The organism is Neobacillus sp. SAB-20_R2A, from assembly GCF_049568635.1.
GTDB classification, from domain to species: Bacteria; Bacillota; Bacilli; order Bacillales; family Cytobacillaceae; genus Neobacillus; species Neobacillus citreus.
This window is the reverse complement of record NZ_CP145895.1, coordinates 190,332-213,002: the sequence shown is the minus strand read 5'-3', so window position 1 is coordinate 213,002 and position 22,671 is coordinate 190,332. Positions and strand designations below refer to the sequence as shown.

20 protein-coding genes are annotated in these 22,671 nt (G+C 42.5%); 7 read left to right on the top strand and 13 right to left on the bottom strand.

Annotated features, from left to right (window positions below; translation table 11 throughout):
- Nucleotides 1-5: 5 nt before the first annotated feature.
- Nucleotides 6-872: an SPFH domain-containing protein gene (locus V5M37_RS01155; RefSeq protein ID WP_423800387.1), complete on the bottom strand. Its 867-nt coding sequence runs from the start codon at nucleotides 870-872 to the stop codon at nucleotides 6-8.
- Between the two features lie 182 nt (nucleotides 873-1,054).
- Between V5M37_RS01155 and V5M37_RS01150 the strand changes: the two genes are divergently transcribed.
- Nucleotides 1,055-1,636: an undecaprenyl-diphosphatase gene (locus V5M37_RS01150; protein ID WP_423800386.1), complete on the top strand. Its 582-nt coding sequence runs from the start codon at nucleotides 1,055-1,057 to the stop codon at nucleotides 1,634-1,636.
- 266 nt (nucleotides 1,637-1,902) lie between these two features.
- Here the strand turns inward: V5M37_RS01150 and V5M37_RS01145 are convergent, their stop codons facing one another.
- The 3 genes from V5M37_RS01145 to V5M37_RS01135 are packed head-to-tail and all read right to left on the bottom strand — an operon-like array spanning nucleotide 1,903 to nucleotide 4,469.
- A complete protein-coding gene (locus tag V5M37_RS01145; protein WP_423800385.1) occupies nucleotides 1,903-2,685 on the bottom strand; it encodes an ABC transporter permease in 783 nt (260 codons plus the stop codon).
- Between the two features lie 6 nt (nucleotides 2,686-2,691).
- Nucleotides 2,692-3,495: an ABC transporter permease gene (locus tag V5M37_RS01140; protein WP_423800384.1), complete on the bottom strand. Its 804-nt coding sequence runs from the start codon at nucleotides 3,493-3,495 to the stop codon at nucleotides 2,692-2,694.
- The gene (locus V5M37_RS01135) at nucleotides 3,492-4,469 is read right to left on the bottom strand and encodes an ABC transporter ATP-binding protein (RefSeq protein WP_423800383.1); all 978 of its coding nucleotides are present in this window, start codon (nucleotides 4,467-4,469) and stop codon (nucleotides 3,492-3,494) included. Before V5M37_RS01135 ends, V5M37_RS01140 begins: the two co-directional genes overlap by 4 nt.
- Before the next feature lie 171 nt (nucleotides 4,470-4,640).
- Between V5M37_RS01135 and V5M37_RS01130 the strand changes: the two genes are divergently transcribed.
- Nucleotides 4,641-5,558: a nuclease-related domain-containing protein gene (locus V5M37_RS01130; protein WP_423800382.1), complete on the top strand. Its 918-nt coding sequence runs from the start codon at nucleotides 4,641-4,643 to the stop codon at nucleotides 5,556-5,558.
- Nucleotides 5,559-6,219: 661 nt separating this feature from the next.
- On the opposite strand, the gene V5M37_RS01125 is transcribed toward V5M37_RS01130, so the two are convergent.
- The 8 genes from V5M37_RS01125 to V5M37_RS01090 all read right to left on the bottom strand — a co-directional run bounded on the left by V5M37_RS01125 (nucleotide 6,220) and on the right by V5M37_RS01090 (nucleotide 14,966).
- Complete coding sequence (locus V5M37_RS01125) at nucleotides 6,220-7,410, bottom strand: M14 family metallopeptidase (protein ID WP_423800381.1); 1,191 nt, start codon at nucleotides 7,408-7,410, stop codon at nucleotides 6,220-6,222.
- Between the two features lie 76 nt (nucleotides 7,411-7,486).
- A complete protein-coding gene (locus tag V5M37_RS01120) occupies nucleotides 7,487-8,398 on the bottom strand; it encodes a class I SAM-dependent methyltransferase (protein WP_423800380.1) in 912 nt (303 codons plus the stop codon).
- A gap of 143 nt (nucleotides 8,399-8,541) precedes the next feature.
- Entirely contained in the window at nucleotides 8,542-9,939 is a 1,398-nt protein-coding gene (locus V5M37_RS01115; protein ID WP_423800379.1) for an FAD-binding oxidoreductase, read from the bottom strand.
- A 111-nt stretch (nucleotides 9,940-10,050) separates the two neighbouring features.
- Complete coding sequence (locus V5M37_RS01110) at nucleotides 10,051-11,430, bottom strand: dihydrolipoamide acetyltransferase family protein (RefSeq protein ID WP_423800378.1); 1,380 nt, start codon at nucleotides 11,428-11,430, stop codon at nucleotides 10,051-10,053.
- A gap of 29 nt (nucleotides 11,431-11,459) precedes the next feature.
- Nucleotides 11,460-12,440, bottom strand: a complete 981-nt coding sequence (locus V5M37_RS01105; protein WP_213148161.1) for an alpha-ketoacid dehydrogenase subunit beta — start codon at nucleotides 12,438-12,440, stop codon at nucleotides 11,460-11,462.
- The gene (pdhA, locus tag V5M37_RS01100) at nucleotides 12,440-13,504 is read right to left on the bottom strand and encodes a pyruvate dehydrogenase (acetyl-transferring) E1 component subunit alpha (RefSeq protein WP_423800377.1); all 1,065 of its coding nucleotides are present in this window, start codon (nucleotides 13,502-13,504) and stop codon (nucleotides 12,440-12,442) included. Before pdhA ends, V5M37_RS01105 begins: the two co-directional genes overlap by 1 nt.
- A 169-nt stretch (nucleotides 13,505-13,673) precedes the next feature.
- Nucleotides 13,674-14,231 (bottom strand): DJ-1/PfpI family protein, encoded by a 558-nt coding sequence (locus V5M37_RS01095; RefSeq protein WP_423800376.1) that lies wholly within the window; start codon nucleotides 14,229-14,231, stop codon nucleotides 13,674-13,676.
- Between the two features lie 132 nt (nucleotides 14,232-14,363).
- Nucleotides 14,364-14,966 (bottom strand): DedA family protein, encoded by a 603-nt coding sequence (locus tag V5M37_RS01090; protein WP_423800375.1) that lies wholly within the window; start codon nucleotides 14,964-14,966, stop codon nucleotides 14,364-14,366.
- A 172-nt stretch (nucleotides 14,967-15,138) separates the two neighbouring features.
- Here V5M37_RS01090 and V5M37_RS01085 point away from each other — a divergent pair, with 172 nt between their 5' ends.
- The 5 genes from V5M37_RS01085 to V5M37_RS01065 all read left to right on the top strand — a co-directional run bounded on the left by V5M37_RS01085 (nucleotide 15,139) and on the right by V5M37_RS01065 (nucleotide 21,844).
- Nucleotides 15,139-15,975, top strand: a complete 837-nt coding sequence (locus tag V5M37_RS01085) for an alpha/beta hydrolase (protein ID WP_423800374.1) — start codon at nucleotides 15,139-15,141, stop codon at nucleotides 15,973-15,975.
- Nucleotides 15,976-16,160: 185 nt separating this feature from the next.
- Nucleotides 16,161-16,880, top strand: a complete 720-nt coding sequence (locus V5M37_RS01080) for a response regulator (RefSeq protein ID WP_423800373.1) — start codon at nucleotides 16,161-16,163, stop codon at nucleotides 16,878-16,880.
- Complete coding sequence (gene pnpS, locus V5M37_RS01075) at nucleotides 16,877-18,286, top strand: two-component system histidine kinase PnpS (protein WP_423800372.1); 1,410 nt, start codon at nucleotides 16,877-16,879, stop codon at nucleotides 18,284-18,286. The genes V5M37_RS01080 and pnpS overlap by 4 nt, the downstream gene beginning before the upstream one ends.
- A gap of 183 nt (nucleotides 18,287-18,469) precedes the next feature.
- The gene (locus V5M37_RS01070) at nucleotides 18,470-20,386 is read left to right on the top strand and encodes a PhoX family protein (RefSeq protein WP_423800371.1); all 1,917 of its coding nucleotides are present in this window, start codon (nucleotides 18,470-18,472) and stop codon (nucleotides 20,384-20,386) included.
- Nucleotides 20,387-20,518: 132 nt separating this feature from the next.
- On the top strand, nucleotides 20,519-21,844 hold the full coding sequence (locus V5M37_RS01065) for a multicopper oxidase domain-containing protein (protein ID WP_423800370.1): 1,326 nt from the start codon (nucleotides 20,519-20,521) through the stop codon (nucleotides 21,842-21,844).
- A gap of 113 nt (nucleotides 21,845-21,957) precedes the next feature.
- On the opposite strand, the gene V5M37_RS01060 is transcribed toward V5M37_RS01065, so the two are convergent.
- The gene (locus V5M37_RS01060) at nucleotides 21,958-22,656 is read right to left on the bottom strand and encodes a DUF4352 domain-containing protein (RefSeq protein ID WP_423800369.1); all 699 of its coding nucleotides are present in this window, start codon (nucleotides 22,654-22,656) and stop codon (nucleotides 21,958-21,960) included.
- Nucleotides 22,657-22,671 lie beyond the last annotated feature (15 nt).

The following is a 22,671-nucleotide window of genomic DNA, read 5'->3' as shown; positions in this document are numbered from 1 at the left end:
CTACCTTAATAAATCGATCCTGTATTAATTACGGGCTGACTGCCTTTATCAGAAACGATGGCAACCATTAAATTATTCACCATTTGCGCTTTCTTTTCCTCATCCAATTCGACAATTCCTTCATCCTTTAATTGATCAATTGCCGATTTGACCATGGATACGGCACCTTCCACAATGACCTTGCGCGCTGCGAGGACCGCTTTGGCCTGCTGTCTTTGCAGCATCGCATGGGCAATTTCACTCGAATACGCCAGATGCATGATCCTTGCTTCAATAATCTCCACTCCGGCCAATTCCAAGCGTTTCTGCAGGTCCTTTGTCAACTCGTCACCAACCTCATCCGAGTGCTGCCTTAACGATACTTCATAATCATTGTTGACATTATCATATGGGTACTGGCTGGCAATATGGCGCAGGCCTGTTTCACTTTGCGTATGCACAAACGTTTTGTAGTTTTCAACATCAAAAACGGCTTTGGCAGAATCAAACACCTTATATACAACTACCGCAGCGATTTCAATCGGGTTTCCTTCCAAATCATTTACCTTTAATTTATCACTATTAAAGTTTATTACCCTCAGGGATACTGTTTTTCTTATCGTTAAAGGAAGCGTCAACCAAAACCCTTCATGTTTGATCACCCCAAGGTAGCGGCCAAATAAAGTAAATACCTTTGCTTGATTCGGTTGAATGACAGTGAACCCGGAAAGCAGGAGAAACAACACCACCGCACTAATCACCGCGAGAATAAAAGATACGGGACTTTCCGTCAAGGTAAATTGCCTGAAGGAATATACTGCTGCCGCCCCGACTAACAGAAACAATAATATCCCCAAAAATCCATTAATTCTGTACATATCTTTCTCTTTCATCCCAACCACTCCCCTTTTGAAAAAATTTTCCATCTATATCATTATGATATCATTTTGGTATCAAAAGGTGAAGGAATATTTACCTATATTTTTTAACCCGTTTGGCATTATTAACGGTAACATTTTCACTAACTTTATAGTATAATCCCTTTATCTGGTAGATTCGGAGGTTATAATTTAGCATGTCTATTATGGAAATTAATATTAATGTGTTTCGAATGATTAATAATTTGGGGAAACAATACGACTTTTTGAATCCTCCCATTATGGCTATCGCTGAATACACTCTGTATGTGTTAATAGTGGCTTTAGTGTTGTATTTGTTTACAGGCGGTCGAAAAAATAAAGTGATGGTCATTTGCTCGGTATTCACCTTGTTAATGGCAGAAGGTCTAGGAAAACTAGCAGGAATGCTCCACTCCAATAATCAACCCTTCGCTGAACTGTCCAACGTCAATAAACTTATCGAGAAAGCAGTCGACAATTCCTTTCCCAGCGACCATACGATGATATTTTTCTCCCTATGCGTAACGTTCTGGCTTTTCAGGAGAGGCTGGAGTTTCTTGTGGATCCTGTTGGCTGTGCTTGTAGGGTTTTCGCGGATATGGGTAGGGGTTCATTATCCAGGGGATGTTTTGGTCGCTGCTATCCTTAGTATCATATCTGCTCTAGTTGTGCACCGGTTTGTTCCGAGACTTAAATTTATGCAAAACATAGCAGGAGAACAAAACATTCCAAACCGGACGAAATATGAAGAGCTTTAATATTTAATAGCAAATAGAAACGCTTGGATAAAAATCCAGGCGTTTCTGTTTGTACTATACTATTCAAACGTTTGATTAAAGCGGCTAGGCAAATGTGCTTTACTATTCAAACGTTTAATTAAATTTTGTAATGGGGGAAACTTCTGTATTAATGGGGTACTCCTTTTTTTATGATATGCTATTCAATCGTTTAATTAAAAACGGTACTATACTATTCAAACGTTTAATTAACTAATCAGGGGGTTGACCAGGAATTTTTCCTCAGTTTACGAACCTGTTGATCGATAGCGCCTAACACCAAATTGCCAGATTAGCAGGCATGGCAGGATAAACAGGCTGCCCAGTACAGGGAGCAGCATAAAGTAAATGGCGCTGCCCGTTGTTTTTCCAAGAAGGTACATAAGCGGCAAATAGTTAACCGTCCCAAAAGGGATGACATACGTAAAAAAGCGGGTCACCCATTTTTGATAAATATTTAGCGGGTACTGTGCCATCTCCCGGCCGCCGTCGGTAAAAATATTAGCCACCTCCAAATCTTGTACCGTCCAAAAGCACAGCGTCGCCTGAAGAATGTAGATGCCTGTGAAAATGAGAACGCCGCTGGTAATCATCAGGAATAGGGTAATGATTTTTGCCGCAGTCCATCCGATAGTGAGATTGTCTAGGGTCCAAGCCAAGACAATTAGACTTTGCAGCAGCCGACCGAATTTCGTGAATTCAAATTTTGACCCAAGGACCTGAAGGAACGTGCTCCGCGGCCTCACCAGCAGGCGGTCAAACTCCCCTCTGACCACCAGCCCCGAAAACGTATCAAACCCCCGGGCAAAACACTCGCTTATACTGAATGCCATGTGAATTACCGCAAAGCAAAGCGCAACCTCGAAAAATTGCCAGCCTTTTATTTGCCCGAAGCGTTCAAATAATAAGTAAAGCCCTGCAAAAATGGAAAATGGAATAAAGAACTGGCCTATTGCTAACAGCCAAAACGAAGCCCGATATTGCATCTGTGATTTAAAAAGAATTTTTAAATACTTAAAATATAACCCCACCTATTTTCACCCGCCTTGGACAACTACTTGATTTAGGACTCTGTTTAACGCTAGCCTGCCCGACCAAACTAGTACGAGAAGATAAACTAGCTGAATGACGATTCCGATGAGCGCTTCATGCTGCGGAATGTGCCCCGAGTAGACCCTGAATGGAAAATCGGCGGTCCAGCGAAACGGCAGGATGTAGGCAATATTTTGCAGCCACTCGGGCATCAATGGTATGGGGATAATTAACCCGGCGAAAAATTCACCGAGCACACTGAATAATAGCAGCGAACCGGTCGGTGACTTTGTGATAAAAACGGATATATACATGAACATTGAGACCGCTACTAACAGTAATAGGCCCAGTATTAAAGAACCTAAGAATAAGATAAATGCGGTGAAGCTTGGCGGCAGAGTCATCCTATAAGGACTTGGCAAGAAAAAGGCGACGATTAATATTGGGAAGCAGCGCAGGATGGCGCTTGATAGCCGCTGGGCAAGCAGCTTGGCATACCAAAATCCATATAATTCGCATGGCCGGCAAAGCTCATAGGCAATGTTCCCGCTTGTAATTAGTTCAAACAGTTCGGCGTCGCGGAACCAGATGGTCACAAAAACAAGAAACGCTTGCTGCAGCCATATGTACGTGATGATTTGTGTTAAAGAGATGGGAGGCGCCGTGAGAGCCGATTCATAGAAAGCCTCAAACACCATGATGGTAATCATGCCCCAGAAAAACTGCGTCGCCACCCCGGCGAGCGCGGCCGCCCGATACTGCATGCCCATTAAGAGACGGAGCTTCAACACCGCTAGATACACTCTCATATTTGATACTCCTTATAAAGCTGAACGATGATATCTTCGATTGGCTGTGCCTCTATCGCCACATCCTTTAGATCTACCTTTTTGGAAAGTTCGGCAATCACTTCTGAGGTGCTTATTTTTGACGCATCCAAGCTTAAGGTTGCCCGTTCGGGTGTCCAAGAAAGAGTCTGTGTTCCTTTGATTTGAATCGGGTTTTGATTTTTGTGATAATCCACTGTAATGTTTTTTTGCGTTGCGAATCTCTTTTTTAGGGTTTCTAACTGGCCATCGTATAATAAACTTCCTTTCCCGATTAAAATCACCCTTTCGGCCAGCGCTTCGAAATCATTCATATCATGGGTCGTTAGGATGACAGTCACGCCTTTTTCTTTATTAATAGTTTTAATAAATTGACGGACAGCTATTTTGGAGACCGCATCCAACCCGATCGTCGGCTCGTCGAGAAAAAGGATGTTGGGACTGTGAATCAGGGATGCTGCGATTTCACAGCGCATCCGCTGCCCTAAACTTAGTTGTCTGACAGGAGAATTCATGATCTCTTGCAGTTCGAGAGTTTCAATGAGGAGTTCAATGGTAGATTGATAGTCTTGCTGTGGAATCTTGTAAATATCTTTAAGAAGTTCAAATGAATCGATCACCGGCACATCCCACCACAGCTGCGAACGCTGTCCAAAGACGACGCCGATATTTTTTACATACTCAACCCGGTCCTTCCAAGGGGTAAAGCCCATTATTGAGCATTGGCCTGAGTCAGGGACGAGAATCCCGCTCATGATTTTGATGGTAGTCGACTTGCCTGCCCCGTTTGGACCAATGTAGCCGACGATTTCTCCCTGGCTAATGGAAAATGAGACATCTTTGAGTGCCTCGACGGTGGAATGTTCCCTTACGAACAGGGCCTTGGCTGCCTGCTTTAGACCAGTGGTCCGCTTGGCTACTTTGTAGGATTTGCTAATGCCTTTAAGTTCAATCAACTATGATTCCCTCCCTTTTTTGGAGTCGTGGAGGAAAATAATAACATCGTTTCGTCAAAATTGTCAATAATTTTTGAATGTTAACAAAATATTCATTTTTTGGAGCGGCGGGGTCGGCGATTCCGTTTAAAATGGACTTGGAGTTTATTTTAGAAAAGGATGTGGTCGGATGTGAATATAAAACCACTCGCTGAATCGAAGAGATTTAAGATTTACCGCTCTTTAAACACACGGATGGAGTTGCTTTCAGATGATAGGTGGAATTATCAAAAATTAAAAAGCGGCTTCGAAGGTGAGCTGTTTTTTCAGTCTTTAACAGACAAGCTTCAATGCAACTGCTTTGTGTTAAACGATTTACTGTTTGAATTAAATGGCACTACGTTCCAAATCGATTCGTTGATTATTTTTCAAGATATTATCTCGTTGAATGAAGTTAAAAATTTTACAGGAGATTTTTTTTATCAAGATAGTAAGTTCTATGATTCTAATGGAAAGGAACGCAAAGACCCCTTAGTCCAATTGGAAAATTGCGAGTCTATGTTTCGCCAATTGCTGGAAAAGCTTGGCTTTAAATTCACTGTTATAGGGAAAGTTGTCCACGTGAACCCCGAATTCACCCTTTACCAAGCTCCTCTAAAGGTACCAATCATTTTTCCAACTCAACTTAATAATTATATGCGGAAATTAGAGGCTGCTCCTGCGGCGCTTAATAGCAAACATCGGAAACTCGTAGAGAAATTATTAGCTCTTCATCTGGCGGAGAATCCGTATACCAAATTGCCTGCCTATGAGTATGGCAAGATGCGGAAAGGCCTTACTTGCGCGAAGTGCTTATCTTTCGAGGTTTCAGTTGTGGGTCAGCGGTGTATTTGCGGTGATTGTGGGCATGAGGAAAAAGTTGAGTCGGCGGTGCTGCGGCATGTGGAGGAACTGCGGCTGCTGTTTCCGGATTTCAAGATTACTACTAATTTGGTGTTTGAGTGGTGTGGCGGGGGTGTGGATAAGAAGAGGATCTTCAGGATTCTGATGAAAAGTTTTGAAATGGTTGGGGACAGAAGATGGGTCTATTTTGTACAAAAACAACGTTAGAGACGATTTTAATTTTGTTTTTTTAATAAATAGGCATTTTTAATAGACTTGGATAAGTCATAAATACCCTGTTTTAGGGGATTTCGTTAATAAACACCTTCTATTAGACATTTCCTCTTCTTTCCCCAGCCGTTTTGTCTTTTTGAGGGCTCCTATTAGACATTTCCCCCTCCCTCCTCAGCTGTTTTGTCTTTTTGAGGGCTCCTATTAGACATTTCATTCCTGCTCCCTAGCGTTTTGTCTTTTTGAGGGCTCCTATTAGACATTTCATTCCTGCTCCTCTGCCGTTTTGTCTTTTAGAACCCTTCTATTAGACATTTCATTCCTGCTCCTCTGCCGTTTTGTCTTTTAGAACTCTTCTATTAGACATTTCATTCCTACTCCCCTAGCGTTTTGTCTTTTAGAACCCTTCTATTAGACATTTCATTCCTGCTCCTCTGCCGTTTTGTCTTTTAGAACCCTTCTATTAGACATTTCATTCCTGCTCCTCTGCCGTTTTGTCTTTTAGAACCATTCTATTAGACATTTCATTCCTGCTCCCCCCAGCGTTTTGTCCTTTAGAAGCCCTCAATTAGACATTTCTTACTTTACTCTATATCCCTTCCGTCTATCTTTTAATAAAAAAAAGGCAGCTACTCCCGCCAAGCGGCTGCCTTACAACTCAAAGATACAACCCCGCCAAAAAGATCCCCAAAGCCTTCTCATAAATTTCATCAAATTGCGAAAGGGGCAGCGGGTTCACCCCGTGGCCAAGTTCGACCGTGAAGCCTGGCCGCTGCCAATCCTGAATGAACCAGTCTTTGTAGCCAGCATAGCTCTCGAGGGTTTTAACAGGTTTATACCCGCTTACCCTGCTTAACTCATTGACCATCCTCTCGGATACCGGTGGTTCCATGTTCTCAAAGCCCCAATAGATTTCCTCGCCCTGGGTATGGAAGGCAAAGACTCTGGCATAATCGCGGTTCCGGGTTAAGTCTGCCATTGCGATAGCTTCCGGTTCTGATAACGGCTTCTCGCCGCCATAATCGCGCGGGCCCGGCTCTTTTGGATTCCGCGCCCGCTCCAGCTCCCAGCGCGCCGGGAACTGATCATTCAAATCGACGCCCCGGATATTCGCTTTCCAGCCGGAAAAATCCGTGCTTCCTTTGTTGAATTCAACAACTCTATTTTTCCACTCAGGATTTTCAGGCGGTCCATGCAAAACGAGATTAACCCCATCCGGATTGACCATAGGCACCACCGATAAAGCGGTTTGCTGATACAATCTGGACATCTCAAGGCCGCGGATCGGATTTTGATTAGTCAGCGACAACAGGTAATCGTTTAGAAATGTCATTAACACCGCCGTCGTGATCCACTCATTGGCATGGAAGGATGCATTATAATGAATTCTCTTTGAACCCTTACCCATCCGCAGTTCAGACAACTCGTTGCCGAGAACCGATTTCCCGATTGCGTTTACCTCCATAAATGGATATACGCTCTGCAATCGCCTGATATCCTTCATCGTTCGACTGAAATCGTAGTTTTGCTTTCCTTGAACCAATCTCCAAGTAATTCTCAGCGGCACTTTTATCATTTGCCCAATATACAGCTGGTTCGGGTTAATATGTTGATTTACAAGTAATAATGCATCCATATCCAGATTCCGTTGGCGGCCAATTGCCCATAAGGAATCACCCTGCTGGACCTGGTAGTCCTGTGCGACAAAACCGGGTATCCTAATATGCTGCCCGACAGAAACATTATTGGGATCAATCCCCCGATTTGAATCCAAGATAAGCTGTAAATCTAGATGAAACAATTGGCTGTAGTACCATAAAGAGTCCCCTCGCCTAACAATAATGTCCATGAATGCCTCCTACAGCTAATAATTGGTATCAATAAAAATGTATGCAGGCATTCCGGAAATATTAATTTGCAGCCAGTTATTTATGCACCGCCAAATGCGCGAAGTGAAAATGGTCAAAGGCGTGGAGGCCATCTTCTCTGTTGGAAAAATATAATTCTTCGATATTAGCTGGGGCTAGGTTTTCATACACGAGCATGTTACAATTCTGCAGTTCGAGGTCCAGTTCCAACGGATCAAAGCCTGTTTTCATCGGTTCTCCCGTTTGTGCGGTAATTTGCCGCATCTGAATCAGTCTTTTGGAGGCAAACTGGTCATCAAACGCAGCAGCATCTAGGTAATCGAATACGAAAGAAGTTCCATTTACAGACATTCCTGAAATGGTCGACAAAAGTTGAAAAAAGTCTTTTTTCTCGAGGTACATCACCACACCAAGCAAACTAAAAAAGCTTAATTTTTGCGGATCATAGCCGTATTTTTTGAGTTCGTTTTGAAGTGAATTGTGTTTAAAATCTACGGGGACAAATTTTACGTTGGCTGGCAAGTCAATGTCTAGTTCTTGAAGCCGATTTTGTTTAAAGGCTTGGGTTGCGGGATGGTCGACTTCATAGATGGTGAAATCTTGGGGTAAATCCAACTGCCTTAATGAAAAGGTATCAAATCCGGCACCTAAAATCACATATTGCCGAACACCACGTTCAATCGCTGCCATTAGCGCATCCTCTGCATATCTTGCCCTGCTGACCAATTGCGGAACCGTCTGATTATTCATGACCCAGGCTAATTTTTCCTCAAAGGCAGTCAATTTTGTACCTGGATCAAAGAAGGCAATGGCGTTGGCCCAATTGGCGCCAATCAATTGCTTTTCCTCCTCAAGCAAAAGGGCATTGGCCATATTGTCTTGAAAAATTGGCTGGCTTGATGCAGCTGCATGATAGCCTCTGGCAAAACAGCTTACTAACGCGGTCAAACTTTCCTTTGTTTTTTCCAAATCAATTCCCCTTTCTTTTAAAAAAAAGAAAAAACCCCCAGCAAAAAAATTCGCTAGGAGTTAATAGTAAGCCATCTATCAATACATGTCAATTGCATAATATTTAATTATAACATAAAAATTTTTATTTGTCAATACTTATTTTATTTAAGTTCAAATGGAGCTGACAAAGGAACATCGTCGAAAATCTTCCCTGGATTTAAGATATTGTTAGGGTCAACCATTGTTTTTATTCCCTTCATAATGAAAAGAGTGTCCCCATGTTCCGCTTGAAGGAATTTCTTCTTGCCGAGGCCAATTCCGTGCTCACCTGTACAGGTCCCCCCTTTGGACAGGGCATACTGAACGATTTGCGTATGAACCTCCTCGACCTGCTTCATGTGCTCTTCATCCTTTGTATCCACCGAAAAAACGGCATGGTAATTCCCATCGCCAACATGGCCGAAAATGACAGCATCAATTCCATACTGGTCAACAATTTTTCTAGTATATTGTAAGGCATCGGAAAGCTCTGATAACGGTACGCATACATCCGTTACCATATGCCCCTTACCAGGATTCGCGGCGATGATGGCCAGAGCAGCCTGGTGGCGCGCCTCCCAGAGCTGTGCTCTTTTAATGGAATCATTTTCAAATTCAAAGGTGACACATTGCTCATCCTTGATAATTTCTTGGACGATTTCGAGGCTGTTGGTGACTTCCGGTTCACTGCCGCTAAATTCCATAAACAGCGTCGGTTCCTCCCGATATGATGTGTTTTTAAAGGCATTAACGGCTTGGATTGTTTTTTGATCAACGAGTTCAATCTTCCCAATCGGCAGGCCGGCTTTTAGAAGTACAGTGGCCGCTATTCCCGCTGCTTCAATCGATGGGAATGTTGCTTTGATATCAATGGTGGTCTCAGGGATGCCTTGCAGCTTCAGGATAATCTCTGTAAATACTCCCAGTGTTCCTTCCGAGCCGACAAATAAACCGGTTAAGTTGTATCCTGCTGATGATTTATACGAATATCCTCCAGTGCGAATGGAGGAACCGTCTGCCAGGACTAGCTCCAGTCCGAGAACCTGGTCCCGCATGACTCCATACTTAACTGTATTCGTCCCGCTCGCGTTGGTAGCCGTCATGCCGCCTATCGTCGCATCTGCCCCCGGATCGACCGGAAAGAAGAGTCCATACTTTTTCAACGCTTGGTTTAGCTGATTTCTCGTAACCCCCGGCTGAACCGTGACAATAAAATCATCAGGGCGAACGGAGATAATTTCATTCATCAACGTAAAATCAAGACTAATGCCGCCGTTTAAAGGGATGATATGCCCCTCAAGGCTCGATCCCGCCCCAAACGGAACAACCGCAACCTTATTTTCATTTGCAAACCGCATGATACGGCTGACCTCTTCCTTAGAAACCGGGAAAACCACCACATCAGGCATCCGCGGCGAGTGATACGAAATCCCCTTGCTATGCTGCTCCAACACCGCCCCATTCACACTAACCCGCTCATCATCCCCAACAATCCTTAGCAACTCATCATACAGCCACACAACCTAGCCCCCCTCACAAACTCATAAATTCACAAATTCACAAACTATCCACCCACGTCGGACAAATGTCCGCGCTCGGTGCCTGACTCCATATTAATTCACCCAATCAAATTATCGCCCTTCCAGGATGAATAGTTCCGGGTTTCCGATTAGGGTGCCGATTTCTTCCATGAAGGCGTTGGCAGGGGCCCCGTCGATGACGCGGTGGTCGAAGGTGATGGACATCCCCATGACTTGACCGATGACGATTTGGTCGTCCAGGACGATTGGTTTTTTCTTGATGCTGTGGACACCCAATATGGCGACTTCTGGATAGTTGATGATTGGAGTGGCAAACCAGCCGCCATTTCCGCCTGTACTCGAAATGGTAAATGTACTGCCCGAAAGCTCATGCGGTTTTAATTTTCTTTCTCTCGCCCGCTTTGATAGGTCTTGAAGCTCCGCTGCTATTTCCAAAATCGTCTTTTGGCCAGCATGTTTGATGACCGGGACGAGCAAGCCGTCATCCGTGGCCACGGCAACCCCAATATGAATGTTTTTCTTATAGATAATTTCCAGCTTCTCATCGTCTACCGTTGCGTTAAAGATAGGATACCGGCTTAGTGCCTTGGCTGCGGCCTTCACGAAAAACGGAAGATATGTAAGCTTCACTCCGGCCCTTTCAGCATGCGGCTCCAGCTGTTTCTTTAATTCGACAAGCTTGGTGACAACGACCTCGTCCATCCCGCTGCAATGGATGGCTGTGAATTTTGATAGTTTCATGTTTTGGTAGATTTTCTTCCTTAAGCCCCGGATTGGCTCCCTTACTTCCTCTTCAGGCCCAACTGCTATTTCACGTTCTGATAGAGATTCCATAGGCTGGGCGGATACCGCTGGAGCATCCTGCAATTCGAAAGTCACAACAGCCGCCGCTGCCTCCTTCTCTGCAAGCGTCTTGAAGTTCCTGACGTCCTCTTCCGTCACCTTTCCGCCTTTTCCTGTTGGCACAACCTCGGTAATATCGATACCAAGTTCCCTTGCCAGCTTTCTGACAGACGGTGCCGCAATAACGCGTTTTTTTGGTAAAATGCCTACTGAATTTTGCTGTAAATTATGTTGATTAAATGAATTGGTTTGTGTGGAGACTTGTTTCGTGTGTTCAAATTGTGTGGATTCTCGTTGTAATGTATTGATCCCGTTTGAGCCTTGTTGGATGGATTCATGTTGTCCGGACGTTTTACCAGCTGACACCAGCACTCCCGCTCCCGCCTTTACGTCCTCAAGAACTGTGAATAAAACTTCGCCGACCTTAACAACCTCGCCGACTTCCGCGCCGAAGGATTGTACTACTCCTCCGACTGGTGACGAAATTTCCACCACAGCCTTATCGGTTTGCACCTCTACGATGTTCTCATTTTCCCTTACATAGTCACCGGCCGCCTTAAACCATGTCAAAATCTCTGCTTCGTGTAAGCCTTCGCCAATATCAGGAAGACGGAATTCATAAGCCATATTTTTATGCCACTCCCATTTTTGAAAAATTAATGTGCTAATACCTCTCTAATCCCTTGGCTGATTCTGTCTGCATTTGGAAGCCAGTCTTCTTCCACTGATGGTACCGGATATGGCGTGTCAAAGCTTGTAACCCGCACAATTGGCGCCGACAGATGAAACAACGCTTTTTCGTTAATCATCGCGGAAATTTCAGCACCCGGTCCTCCGGTTTTCACAGCCTCATGAACAATCATGGCCCGTCCTGTTTTTTGCACGGAAGCAATGATGGTATCCTCGTCAATCGGCGACACCGTCCGCAGGTCAATAATCTCAATCGAAACAGGCTGCTCCTGCTCCCACTGTTCAACTACCTTGCTTACGAGCGGCACCGTCTGTCCCCACGTAATTACCGTTAGGTCTTCGCCATCTTTTACAACCTTGGCTTTGCCAATCTCAATGATGTAATCCTCTTCCGGCACTTCCTGCTTGAAAGCACGGTATAACTTCATCGGCTCCAAAAATAAAACAGGGTCATTATCGCGGATAGCCGCTGTTAACAGCCCCTTGGCATCATAAGGGGAACTTGGCATTACCACTTTCAGCCCCGGTGAATGCAAAAATAAACCTTCTAAACTATCAGAATGCAACTCCGGAGTCTTGACTCCCCCGCCATACGGTGCACGGACAACCATTGGCGCACCCAGCACCCCGCCAGACCGGAAGCGAAGTCTCGCTGCCTGTGCTGCCATTTGGTCCATCGCTTCATAAATAAACCCGAAGAATTGGATCTCCGCCACCGGGCGCAAGCCCCTTGCTGCCATGCCGACTGCCGTGCCGACGATTGCCGATTCCGCAATTGGCGTATCTACTACCCTGTCTTCTCCAAAAATAGCCTGCAGGCCGTCAGTTGCCCGGAACACACCGCCGTTTTTTCCAATATCCTCTCCCAAGCAAATGACTCTCGGGTCTCTCTCCATTTCCTTCTTTAAGGTAAAATTAATTGCCTCTATCATTGTCATCGCGGTCATTATTTCAAAACCCCCTCTGATGAAACAGATTGCTGCTGCTCAGTAAGCTGGCTGGTCTTTTTCTCATAAACAATTTCAAATATATCTTCCACTTTACTTTTCGGAGTATTTGCAGCCAGTTCAAAGGCCTCAGTGACCTTTTGCTCTGCTAGCGCAAATTCTCTCTGTTCCAGTTCTTCGTTCCAGATTCCTTTTTCGAGTAAAAACGCCTTTATTCGCTTTAGCGGATCCTTGGCCAGCCACTCATCTACATCACATTTATCCCGGTATTTCGTCGGATCGTCCGCTGTTGTATGCGGGCCCTGTCTGTATGTAACAGCTTCAATTAAAACAGGCTGTCCACTTCGTGCCCTTTCTAACGCCTGCTTCATAGTCGTATAAACCGCCAGGACATCGTTGCCATCCACCTGAATTCCGGTAATTCCATAGGCAACCGCCTTTTGGGCAATGGTCCCGCTTGCTGTTTGTTTCGATCTTGGAACACTGATGGCCCACTGGTTATTCTGAACGAAGAAGACCATCGGAAGCTTGTAAACACCGGCAAAGTTGAGGGCCTCGTGGAAATCACCTTCGGAGGTGCCGCCGTCACCGATGTAGGTCACACTGACACTGTTTTCACCTTGGTATTTACCTGCCCAGGCCCCGCCTACAGCATGAAGGCACTGCGCACCGATGATAATTTGTACTGGAAAAACATTGGCCCCTTCGGCATCCGTTCCCTTTAAATGCCCCATCGTATAAAGGAAAAAGTTTTTCATTGGGAATCCGTGAACAAAAAGGGCAGCCCCTTCCCGATAGCTTGGATAAATCCAATCCTGCTTTTCTAGTGCGAAAGCGCTGCCAACTTGTGCCGCTTCCTGCCCGCTTAATGGTGCATATGTACCAATTCTCCCCTGCCTCTGAAACTTTAAGGCTCTTTGGTCAAATACTCTTGCTTGCACCATCCATTTGTACATCGCAATTAACTCGTCATCACTTACCTCAGGCGCCCCGATTGTCAGCTTTCCGTTTTCATCCAAATACTGAACCCTGTTGACTGGCAATTCATTCGGTTCAATCCACATATAAGTACCTCCTTTTAAAAATCTCCCTAATTCCACCTGCTGGCATTTGTCCATGCTTGCGACTAGCATATATGCCCTCTATGTTTTTGTCAATACAGTTGTTCGAAGGTTCAGAAAATACACTTATTTTCAAAAAAGCAGAAGCACTGCTGCACTTCTGCCTAAATTGTTATTTATTTTGGTTTAATTGTTTTATAAATTCCCTCATAAATCCAGGCAGGTCTGGCCAGGCATGGCCGGAAACGAGATTTCCTTGAACATGGAGATGGTTTTCAATATATGTCGCTCCTGCCGCTTCCACATCTGGTTTGCAGGCAATATAAGCAGTTAACTCGCGGCCTTCCATATACTGTCGTACAGTTGTTAGCACAAGACTAGCATGGCAAATGGCACCGACTGGTTTGTTTGCCTCAAAGAAATGGGCAACAATTCGCGGCACATTCTCATTTAAGCGGATATATTCCGGCGCTCTTCCCCCTGGAATAATCAGCCCGTCAAATTCCTCTGGGTTTACATCCTCAAAAGCAGTTTGGGCTTCGATTAAGTATCCTTTGCTTTCCGTATAAGTATCCCAGCCGATAAAATCATGAACGACCGTCTGCAGCTTCTTTTTCGAAGGAGCTGCGATTTGCACCTCGAACCCTTCTTCCAAGCAGCGAAAATATGGATAATAGACCTCCAGCGCTTCTACAGCGTCCCCTGCTATAATAAGGACTTTTTTAGACATTGAAATTCCTCCTCTCTAAAAATAGGGCCTTTGCCCTTTATTTATATATTCTGAATCTCGAATTCTATTTCCTTCCAATTCTGTGTTTTTTAGCAATTTAAAAAAGCAGGCGGTTGAACCGCCTGCTCCGCTTTACACCTTTCCGACCATTCCCTTTCGCCGCCAATAAACATAAAAAACGCCGAATAGAATGAGTGCCAACAAAATAATGTAAATACTGTATTTAGATAAATATCTCTCTACCAAGATCCAGTCCTGCCCAAGTTTTTTTCCTAGTGTGATGAATGTAAAGGTCCACAATAGTGCTCCACTGTAGGCATAAACGATAAATTTTTTAAGCGGATATCTGTTTATGGCGGCCATGTAGGCTGCCAGGTGACGGATTCCTGGGATAAAATAGCCGACCAGCAAAAGAGGCGGCCCAAATTTTTCAAACAATCTTCTGGTTCGATTGATTTTTGCTTCGGTAATGTGTAATTTTGGACCAAACTTCAATAACAGTGGCAGCCCGAATTTATATCCAATCAAGTAGCTAAGGGAAATACCGCCGACGGCCCCTATAAAAGCACAAACCAATGAACTTAGGAATGCCATCTTCCCTTGGAAGACATTATAACCGACATAGGTCAAGAGCACCTCATCAGGTATCGGCAATCCAATAATGCCGCCGATTAAAGCAATAATGATACCAAAATAACCATAATGCATAAGCAGATAATCTATATGCTGCTCCACTCTTATCCCCGCCTATTTAAAACAATTCAACATTCTTTATATTGATATTAAACCGCACAAATCATGCATTTAGCAAATCCGTTTATCCCTCATATAATCTAACAAACCCTTGAATAGTTTTACCAATAATTAGGGCAATCTATTTTTTAAAAAGAAGAAAGAGATGAAGCCAATGCTTTTCAGACTATTTCTATTGTCCGTTACTTTGGTTATAACAATGTCCTTTACTCAATCTATTAATGGGCAAGAATTGAAACATATGAACCTTCATTATGGTGCGGATGTGAAGCAAACATTAGACATTTATACACCAAGTGGTAAAGAGAGCATTAATCACCCGGTTATCATTTATGTCCATGGCGGCGGCTGGATGCGCGGGGATAAATCTAATGTATCGGATAAGCCCTCTTTTTACACTAACAGGGGGTATGTATTCATATCCGTTAATTACCGGCTCCACCCTAATGCAACGTACAATGACATGGCGAATGATATTTCTAATGCGGTGAAATGGGTTTACGACAGGGCTGACCAATATCATATAGATAAACAACGGTTCAATTTGATGGGTCACTCTGCTGGCGGACATTTGGTCATGCTCATCGGTACGGATCATAGCTATTTGCAGCATGCAGGGATACCAGCAAACACGGTACAATCCATAGTGAACCTGGATGGGCCAATCGACTTAGTGAAGTTTCTCCCTAAAAATGAGCAATATAAAGAGGTTTTTGGATATGATCGTCAAGCCTGGAAGGAGGCATCCCCTGCTGCTAATTCTGTTAATCAACACTTGCCGCCCATGTTGTTGGTTACCCAAAACAGAAATAGTGTTTTTGATTTTATAGAAGAAACAAAAAAAGCTGGCAATACAGCAGATATATTTGTAACTCATTCATTAACACATCGGGAGATTACCAAGCTGCTTGGTTCAAATAATAACTCGGCTGAAGCGATGAGTTTGACTAAAGCAGTGGAGGATTTTCTGAAGACTTATAACTCAATGTAAGAGCGCTTTTGGATAAATGGTAAGCTAGGACTTACCTTTTTCTTTGTTGTTATTTACTCACTTTTAGATATTGAGGCAGAAGAACCGTCCCCATGTCTCAAAGATTTACATTGTCTTTACTCTAGATTTACATTCCCCTAATAAAGGGTTAACAATTTGTATGTATTCTTGAATGGGGGTGTATTATGAAAACTAAAGTACTTGTTGTAGATGATGAACAGTCTATTGTGACGCTTCTTCAATATAATTTGGAGCAGGCTGGTTTTGAAGTTATAACAGCGATGGATGGTGAAGAAGGAAAACTGTTAGCAGAACAGGAGTCACCGGATATTATCGTTTTAGATGTAATGCTTCCAAAATTAGATGGAATGGAAGTATGCAAACAGCTTCGTCTGGAAAACATCAAGACTCCTATTATCATGTTAACAGCAAAAGATGATGTATTCGATACCATATTAGGTCTTGAGCTTGGCGCCGATGATTATATGGTAAAGCCATTCAGCCCGCGAGAAGTAATTGCCAGAGTAAAAGCAATTTTAAGAAGAATCCAGGCTCAAGCGGAACAATCTTCCGAAAATACTAATGATGAGCAGCAGGAAATAGTAATTGGTAATTTAGTCATCCATCCTGAACGTTATGAAGCCTACCTTCAGAAAAAGCCGCTATATTTAACACTAAAGGAATTTGAATTGCTTCTATTTCTTGCCCAAAATAAGGGTCGAGTATTAACCCGCGAACAGCTGCTCAGTGCTGTTTGGAATTATGACTTTGTGGGGGATACTAGAATTGTCGATGTAAACATCTCGCATTTGCGAGAAAAAATAGAAGAGGATACTAAGCGGCCGGTTTATATTAAAACGTTACGTGGACTTGGCTATAAACTTGAGGAGCATAAAGACGAATGACCATATTTAGGACTAGGTTAATAATGGCATTAATCGCCCTAATCAGTTTCGTATTAGTAGGGTTAGGAGTATTGCTTGGTGAGGTGCTCAAAGACTTCTCCTTAGTATCAATGAGTGATGGCCTAAAAATGAACATCATATGGGGCATTGCCATATTCCTTGTCATTGCCGTAGTGGTCATCATTTTTCTTGGAATAAGAATTACCTCAAAGTTTACAAAACCAATCGTTGAAGCCACGGATGTCGCTATTGAACTTGCCAAAGGAAATTACCGGGCAAGAACTAACGTAGATCGGCTGGACAAAACAGGAATGTTGGGCACATCCCTTAATAGACTTGCCCAAAATCTTCAAGAACTCGTTAAATCTCAAGAAATGCAGCAGGAGCAGCTTAAGGTATTGATCGAAAATATGGGTGCGGGTTTAGTCCTAATTGATAGCAAGGGATACATTAATTTAATAAATAAAGGGTTTATCGATATCTTTCATGTTAGCCCCGCCGATTATTTAAATAAACTATATCATGAAGTTATCGATCAGGAAGAAATCTGTGATTTAGTGACCGAGGTTTTTCGAATTGAACAAAAGGTCAGCAAGCAATTACACATTCCATTATTTATTGAAAGAAGATATTTCGCTGTATACGGCGTGCCAATTATTGGCACAAATCATGTTTGGAAAGGAGTTTTGCTCGTTTTCCACGATATTACGGAAATTAAAAAACTCGAGCAAATGCGAAAGGATTTTGTGGCAAATGTTTCGCACGAATTAAAAACTCCCGTTACTTCGATAAAAGGTTTTACTGAAACTCTTTTAGATGGAGCAATGAACAATCAAGAGACATTAGAATCCTTCCTGTCCATTATTTTAAAAGAAAGTGAACGGCTCCAATCTCTCATTCAAGATCTATTAGAGCTTTCAAAAATAGAGCAGCAAGGCTTCAAGTTAAACATACTTGAAATAGATTTATTTAAATTGCTTGAAGATGTTATTGCTCTCCTTAAAGGGAAAGCAGAAGAAAAGAACATTAACCTCGAGCTTCTTTGTCCAGCGGAAAACGTACGAATACGCGGGGATGTGGATCGGCTGAAACAGGTGTTTATCAATTTAATTGGCAATGCTATTACCTATACACCAAGCAACGGGAATGTAGGAGTAATCATTCTTAATCACGGTGAAACTGTTCGTGTTCATGTTAAAGATACCGGTATAGGAATTAAAAAGGAAGAGATCCCCCGTATTTTTGAGCGGTTTTACCGTGTTGACCGTGCCAGGAGCAGGAACTCCGGCGGAACGGGGCTTGGCCTGGCCATCGTTAAACATTTAATCGAGGCACATCATGGTCAAATAAGCGTAGTAAGTAACCTTGGTGAAGGAAGCGAATTTATTATTGAACTTAAAAAATAATCGTTTTTTTATTATAGAAACAGTTCCCTTTCCGGGACTGTTTTTTTTATGGTTCCATTTGAGATAAGGTTTTAACCTAATCTTTTCATTCCCTTAACAAAACTCTAATACGCGCTTAACAAGTATTTTGTTTAATTGAATAGGAGAGTTTAATTTTTCTATTATACGAGGAGGGTCATCCTAATGAAAAAGATGTACTTTGGAAAGAAATATCCTACTATAGCTCTTGCTCTATCATTAACAATTCCTGCCTTAACCCCAGCGGCAGCTGCAACTAATAGTGAAGTAAAGATTGATTCTGTTAAGTTTAACGGAATGCCAGCACCTACTACTATTGATAAAATGGTAAAAACGTACACAGAAGCAACAGTAGATGTAAAATACAGCAATGGTGAAGTAAAGAACTTCCCGCTTACTTATAAGAAACTATTTAAATCTGAAGATAAAGTGGCTATCAATAAAGGCGAGCTGATTCCTGCTGGTACTCCGATTGATGTAAACGGAAATCCGATCATGGATACTAGTGTAGCAGGGCAGCCGACGTACTATGTATCCGATGCTCCTGATTCCAATAGTTTATTAAAGCCAATTGCCGGAAAGCAATATATGGTAACTCATTATGAATACCAAACGATTGATGCTGCTGGCAAATCCGCTTATGGAATTGTTCCTGCATCCATGTCCCTGACAACTCTTGACCAAAATAATAAAACCGGCGAACTAACTACAAAAGAGGTTAAGAAGATCGACTTTTCAAGCGTGAATGGCCTTTGGATTCCATGTAACGGCTCTCTGTCACCTTGGAATACCCATTTAGGATCTGAAGAGTATGAGCCGGATGCCCGTACTTTTGAATCAAACCCACTATCTTCTGTAAGATCTCAAGTAGAAAGCTTTGCCAAGCTTTATTTTGGGGATGCTTCAAACGCAAATCCATATTTCTATGGATTCATTCCTGAAATTACTGTAAACAAGGATGGTTCTACATCGGTCGAAAAACATTACAGTGCTGGACGTTTCTCGCACGAAGTAATGAAGATGATGCCGGATAAGCGCACTGCCTTCTTCGGAGATGACGGGTCCTATACGACGTTGTTTATGTATGTAGCAGATAAAGCGAAGGATCTTTCTGCTGGAACACTATATGCGGCTAAATTCCATCAAACAGGAACAGAGAATGGTGGTGCTGGAGACTTAGAATGGATTAAACTAGGTCATTCAACTGATAAGGAAGTCAAAGACATCATTGACAGCGGTGTTAAGTTCAGTGATATCTTCGAAACATCAGACGTGCCAAAGGAAGGCTTTAAAGCTGTCAAGCAATATTCATACGGAAAAACGGAATACTTGAAATTGAAGCCTGGTATGGAAAAAGCGGCTGCGTTCTTAGAGTCCCGCCGTTATGCAGCAATGCTTGGAGCTACAGCTGAGTTTAACAAAATGGAAGGCGTAACCCTAAACAAAAAGGACAAGAAAGTATACGTTGCGATTTCCGACCAAAGCAAAGGTATGGAGGCAAACTCCACGGATCCGGCTGATGATATCCGTCTTCCAAAAATTAAATCTGGTGTTACGTATCAATTCGATTTAACAGCTGGACAAAAGGACAGTCAAGGCCAAAAGATAAACAGTGAGTATGTAGCGGCTAAAATGTCTGGGCTTATTGCCGGGAAGGATATGCCATCTGCAGATGCATTTGGAAATACCGCAGATGTGAATTCTGTAGCCAATACTGATAATTTAAGCTATTCCGAAGCATTACGAACATTGTTCATTGGTGAAGACAGCGGAATGCACACCAATAATTTCGTTTGGGCCTATAATGTTGATACAAAGGAATTATCAAGAGTTTTATCCGTACCAGCAGGGGCTGAATCAACAGGTTTATTTGCTGCAGATAATCTAAAAGGACACTCTTATATTATGAGTAATTTCCAGCATCCTGGCGATGAGTTGGAAGGTAAGAACATTACTGCAGTAGATAAGAGTGAATTAATTAAAGCTATGGAGAAAGAAATCGGAATCGATAAAACCGGCGGTGTGGGCTATATTTCTGGTCTTCCTTCACTAGGAGATTTACTTAACGAAGATCAAGATTAATAGTTAAATAGTTAAGATTTCAGCATAAATTCATACTCCGGTAATCTAAAGATTTCCGGAGTTTTTCCTTTTTGGTCTAAATATTCATCACTATCATACTAAAAACTATCAAAACAACTTAGGAGTGCTTACATGAAGATTCGCTTTCCTTTAATATTTATTCTTTCGGCTATTGGATGCTTTTTAGCCTTTGCTGTTTTCTTTTTGAACGCAACCCAAGAAGAAGCTTCATCTAAAACAGAAAAAGGACAAACTAAGGTATTTCATCTATATGCTGCAGATATGGAACAGGAATTGTCCCAGGGCACCACTCTCTACTCCTGGGGATTTGGATTATGGAACCCGGAGAAAAAGGCACCGGCTTCCCCGCCTAGTATTCCTGGACCTGAAATCCGCGTAAAAGAAGGAGATCACGTAAAAGTGGTATTTCATAATCAACAAAAAGAAATGCACACTATCCATTTTCATGGAATTGACAATAGTTTTGCCGGGGACGGGACACCGGAGATGAGTCAACATGCGACAATGAAAAACGAATCTTTCACTTACGAATTTGATGCAACTAAAGCAGGAACCTATTTCTATCACTGCCATGTTGAACCGGACAGACATCCAGAAATGGGGCTATACGGAGCAATCATTGTAGAACCAAAAACGCCTAAGTATAAAACAGATGGAGAATTTACACTTCTACTCTCGGAAAGGGATCCACTGTTAAGCCTATCTGAAGGCCAAGAAGCTCACGAGTATGTCGGAACAGCAGCCGAGCATCTTCACCTAGATGGGGAATATGACACAACCGATCGAAAAGCAAGATATTATACAATTAACGGAAAAATTGACCCAGAAATACCGCCACTCCCTGTAAAAGAAGGAGGCACCTATTTAATAAGACTGATTAATGCAGGTTCGGAAGTTCATACCTTTCATACGCATGGTCATCATTTCAAGGTAATCGCTTCTGATGGCAGGGACCTTGAAAATCCGATGACCAAGGATTCAATCACCATCGGGCCTGGAGAAAAATATGATTTACTGCTAAAGGCAAACAACCCTGGTATATGGCCAATCCATTGCCATATGGGCCCTCACGCTACACACGGAATGCATATGATGATGGTTTATGATAAATACCATGATAAAATGACCCATGGCAATATGAGTCCAGTCAGTGGGGCAAAACATCATTTAGCCTTGCTAAAACAATATCAGTTTGAGAAAAAGTATGACTTAATGAAGCCAGAAATAGCGGAAATCAGAAACGGATTACATGAATTTTATAATTTAGTCTCTGATGAATATTTTGAAGAATGGACTGCACTTGATAACGCGGCTGCCTCCGTTGAACAACAACTAAATGGATCAGCAGATCCAGCCGTTTTAGAAAAGTCAATTGACGATCTTGAACAAAAAATCAATGCGATGGAGGAAATTTTACAAACTAGTGATATGAGCTGATTTATTAAAAAGAACCCGTAGGCTACTACCGGGTTCTTTTTAATAGTTTATATTGCGAAAGGAGGGTTTGAATGAAAAACAAAAACACTGAATAGGTCATGCAACAAAATTAACTAATTTAACTCTATTTTTACTTTTTGTGACTTGCCAATTTCCTTGTGGTCTTGGTCAAGTACATCACTTGTTTGGATTTCGATCCAATTTACATCTGGACTAGATTTTTCAACGATAAATCCAAGTGCTCCCTGCTTTGAACCCTTTGGCTCAATTTCTCCACCCAAATATTCTATATAAAAGTCATCTTCGAAGTTTTTTGTCTCACCATTGCTCGTATTAAGATGAGCAATTGGCCCGAAATGAACTGTTTGATCAGATTTATTGACTAGTTCCACTTCCACTTTAATAAAATCGAACTCTTCATAGTTTTCCGTATAATAATGGAAGTAATCCATTAAGGAATATGTGGGCATGTTATGAACGAGCTTAACATTTTTGATTTTCATTTCAACAGGTCCAACTGTAAGGACCTGATTTAAGGATGCGATACCTTTTAAGGTTGCTTTACCTTTACTATCCTCTATTGTTTGTCCTACATTAAGAAGTTTTGTATCATCAGACACTTGTGGATTTGGGACATAAACGTCTGATAAAGATTTGGCTCTGTTTTTATCTTTATTTGAACCGTCATTATTTTTTTCAGATGTTTCTTCCTGTTTTTTAATTTCTTTCGCAGCAGATTCATCCTTTTGGACGGCATTACAGCCAAACAAAACAAGGGATAGCACTAAGATGATAGGCGTTAATAATTTCACGAAAATCCCCTTTCC

Excerpts from the sequence above, each read along its gene's own strand:
- V5M37_RS01155 (WP_423800387.1), bottom strand. The coding sequence starts at position 872 with ATGAAAGAGAAAGATATGTACAGAATTAATGGATTTTTGGGGATATTA.
- V5M37_RS01150 (WP_423800386.1), top strand. The coding sequence starts at position 1,055 with ATGTCTATTATGGAAATTAATATTAATGTGTTTCGAATGATTAATAAT.
- V5M37_RS01140 (WP_423800384.1), bottom strand. The coding sequence starts at position 3,495 with ATGAGAGTGTATCTAGCGGTGTTGAAGCTCCGTCTCTTAATGGGCATG.
- V5M37_RS01125 (WP_423800381.1), bottom strand. The coding sequence starts at position 7,410 with ATGGACATTATTGTTAGGCGAGGGGACTCTTTATGGTACTACAGCCAA.
- V5M37_RS01110 (WP_423800378.1), bottom strand. The coding sequence starts at position 11,430 with ATGGCTTATGAATTCCGTCTTCCTGATATTGGCGAAGGCTTACACGAA.
- V5M37_RS01105 (WP_213148161.1), bottom strand. The coding sequence starts at position 12,440 with ATGACCGCGATGACAATGATAGAGGCAATTAATTTTACCTTAAAGAAG.
- pdhA (WP_423800377.1), bottom strand. The coding sequence starts at position 13,504 with ATGTGGATTGAACCGAATGAATTGCCAGTCAACAGGGTTCAGTATTTG.
- V5M37_RS01095 (WP_423800376.1), bottom strand. The coding sequence starts at position 14,231 with ATGTCTAAAAAAGTCCTTATTATAGCAGGGGACGCTGTAGAAGCGCTG.
- V5M37_RS01085 (WP_423800374.1), top strand. The coding sequence starts at position 15,139 with ATGCTTTTCAGACTATTTCTATTGTCCGTTACTTTGGTTATAACAATG.
- V5M37_RS01080 (WP_423800373.1), top strand. The coding sequence starts at position 16,161 with ATGAAAACTAAAGTACTTGTTGTAGATGATGAACAGTCTATTGTGACG.
- pnpS (WP_423800372.1), top strand. The coding sequence starts at position 16,877 with ATGACCATATTTAGGACTAGGTTAATAATGGCATTAATCGCCCTAATC.
- V5M37_RS01070 (WP_423800371.1), top strand. The coding sequence starts at position 18,470 with ATGAAAAAGATGTACTTTGGAAAGAAATATCCTACTATAGCTCTTGCT.
- V5M37_RS01065 (WP_423800370.1), top strand. The coding sequence starts at position 20,519 with ATGAAGATTCGCTTTCCTTTAATATTTATTCTTTCGGCTATTGGATGC.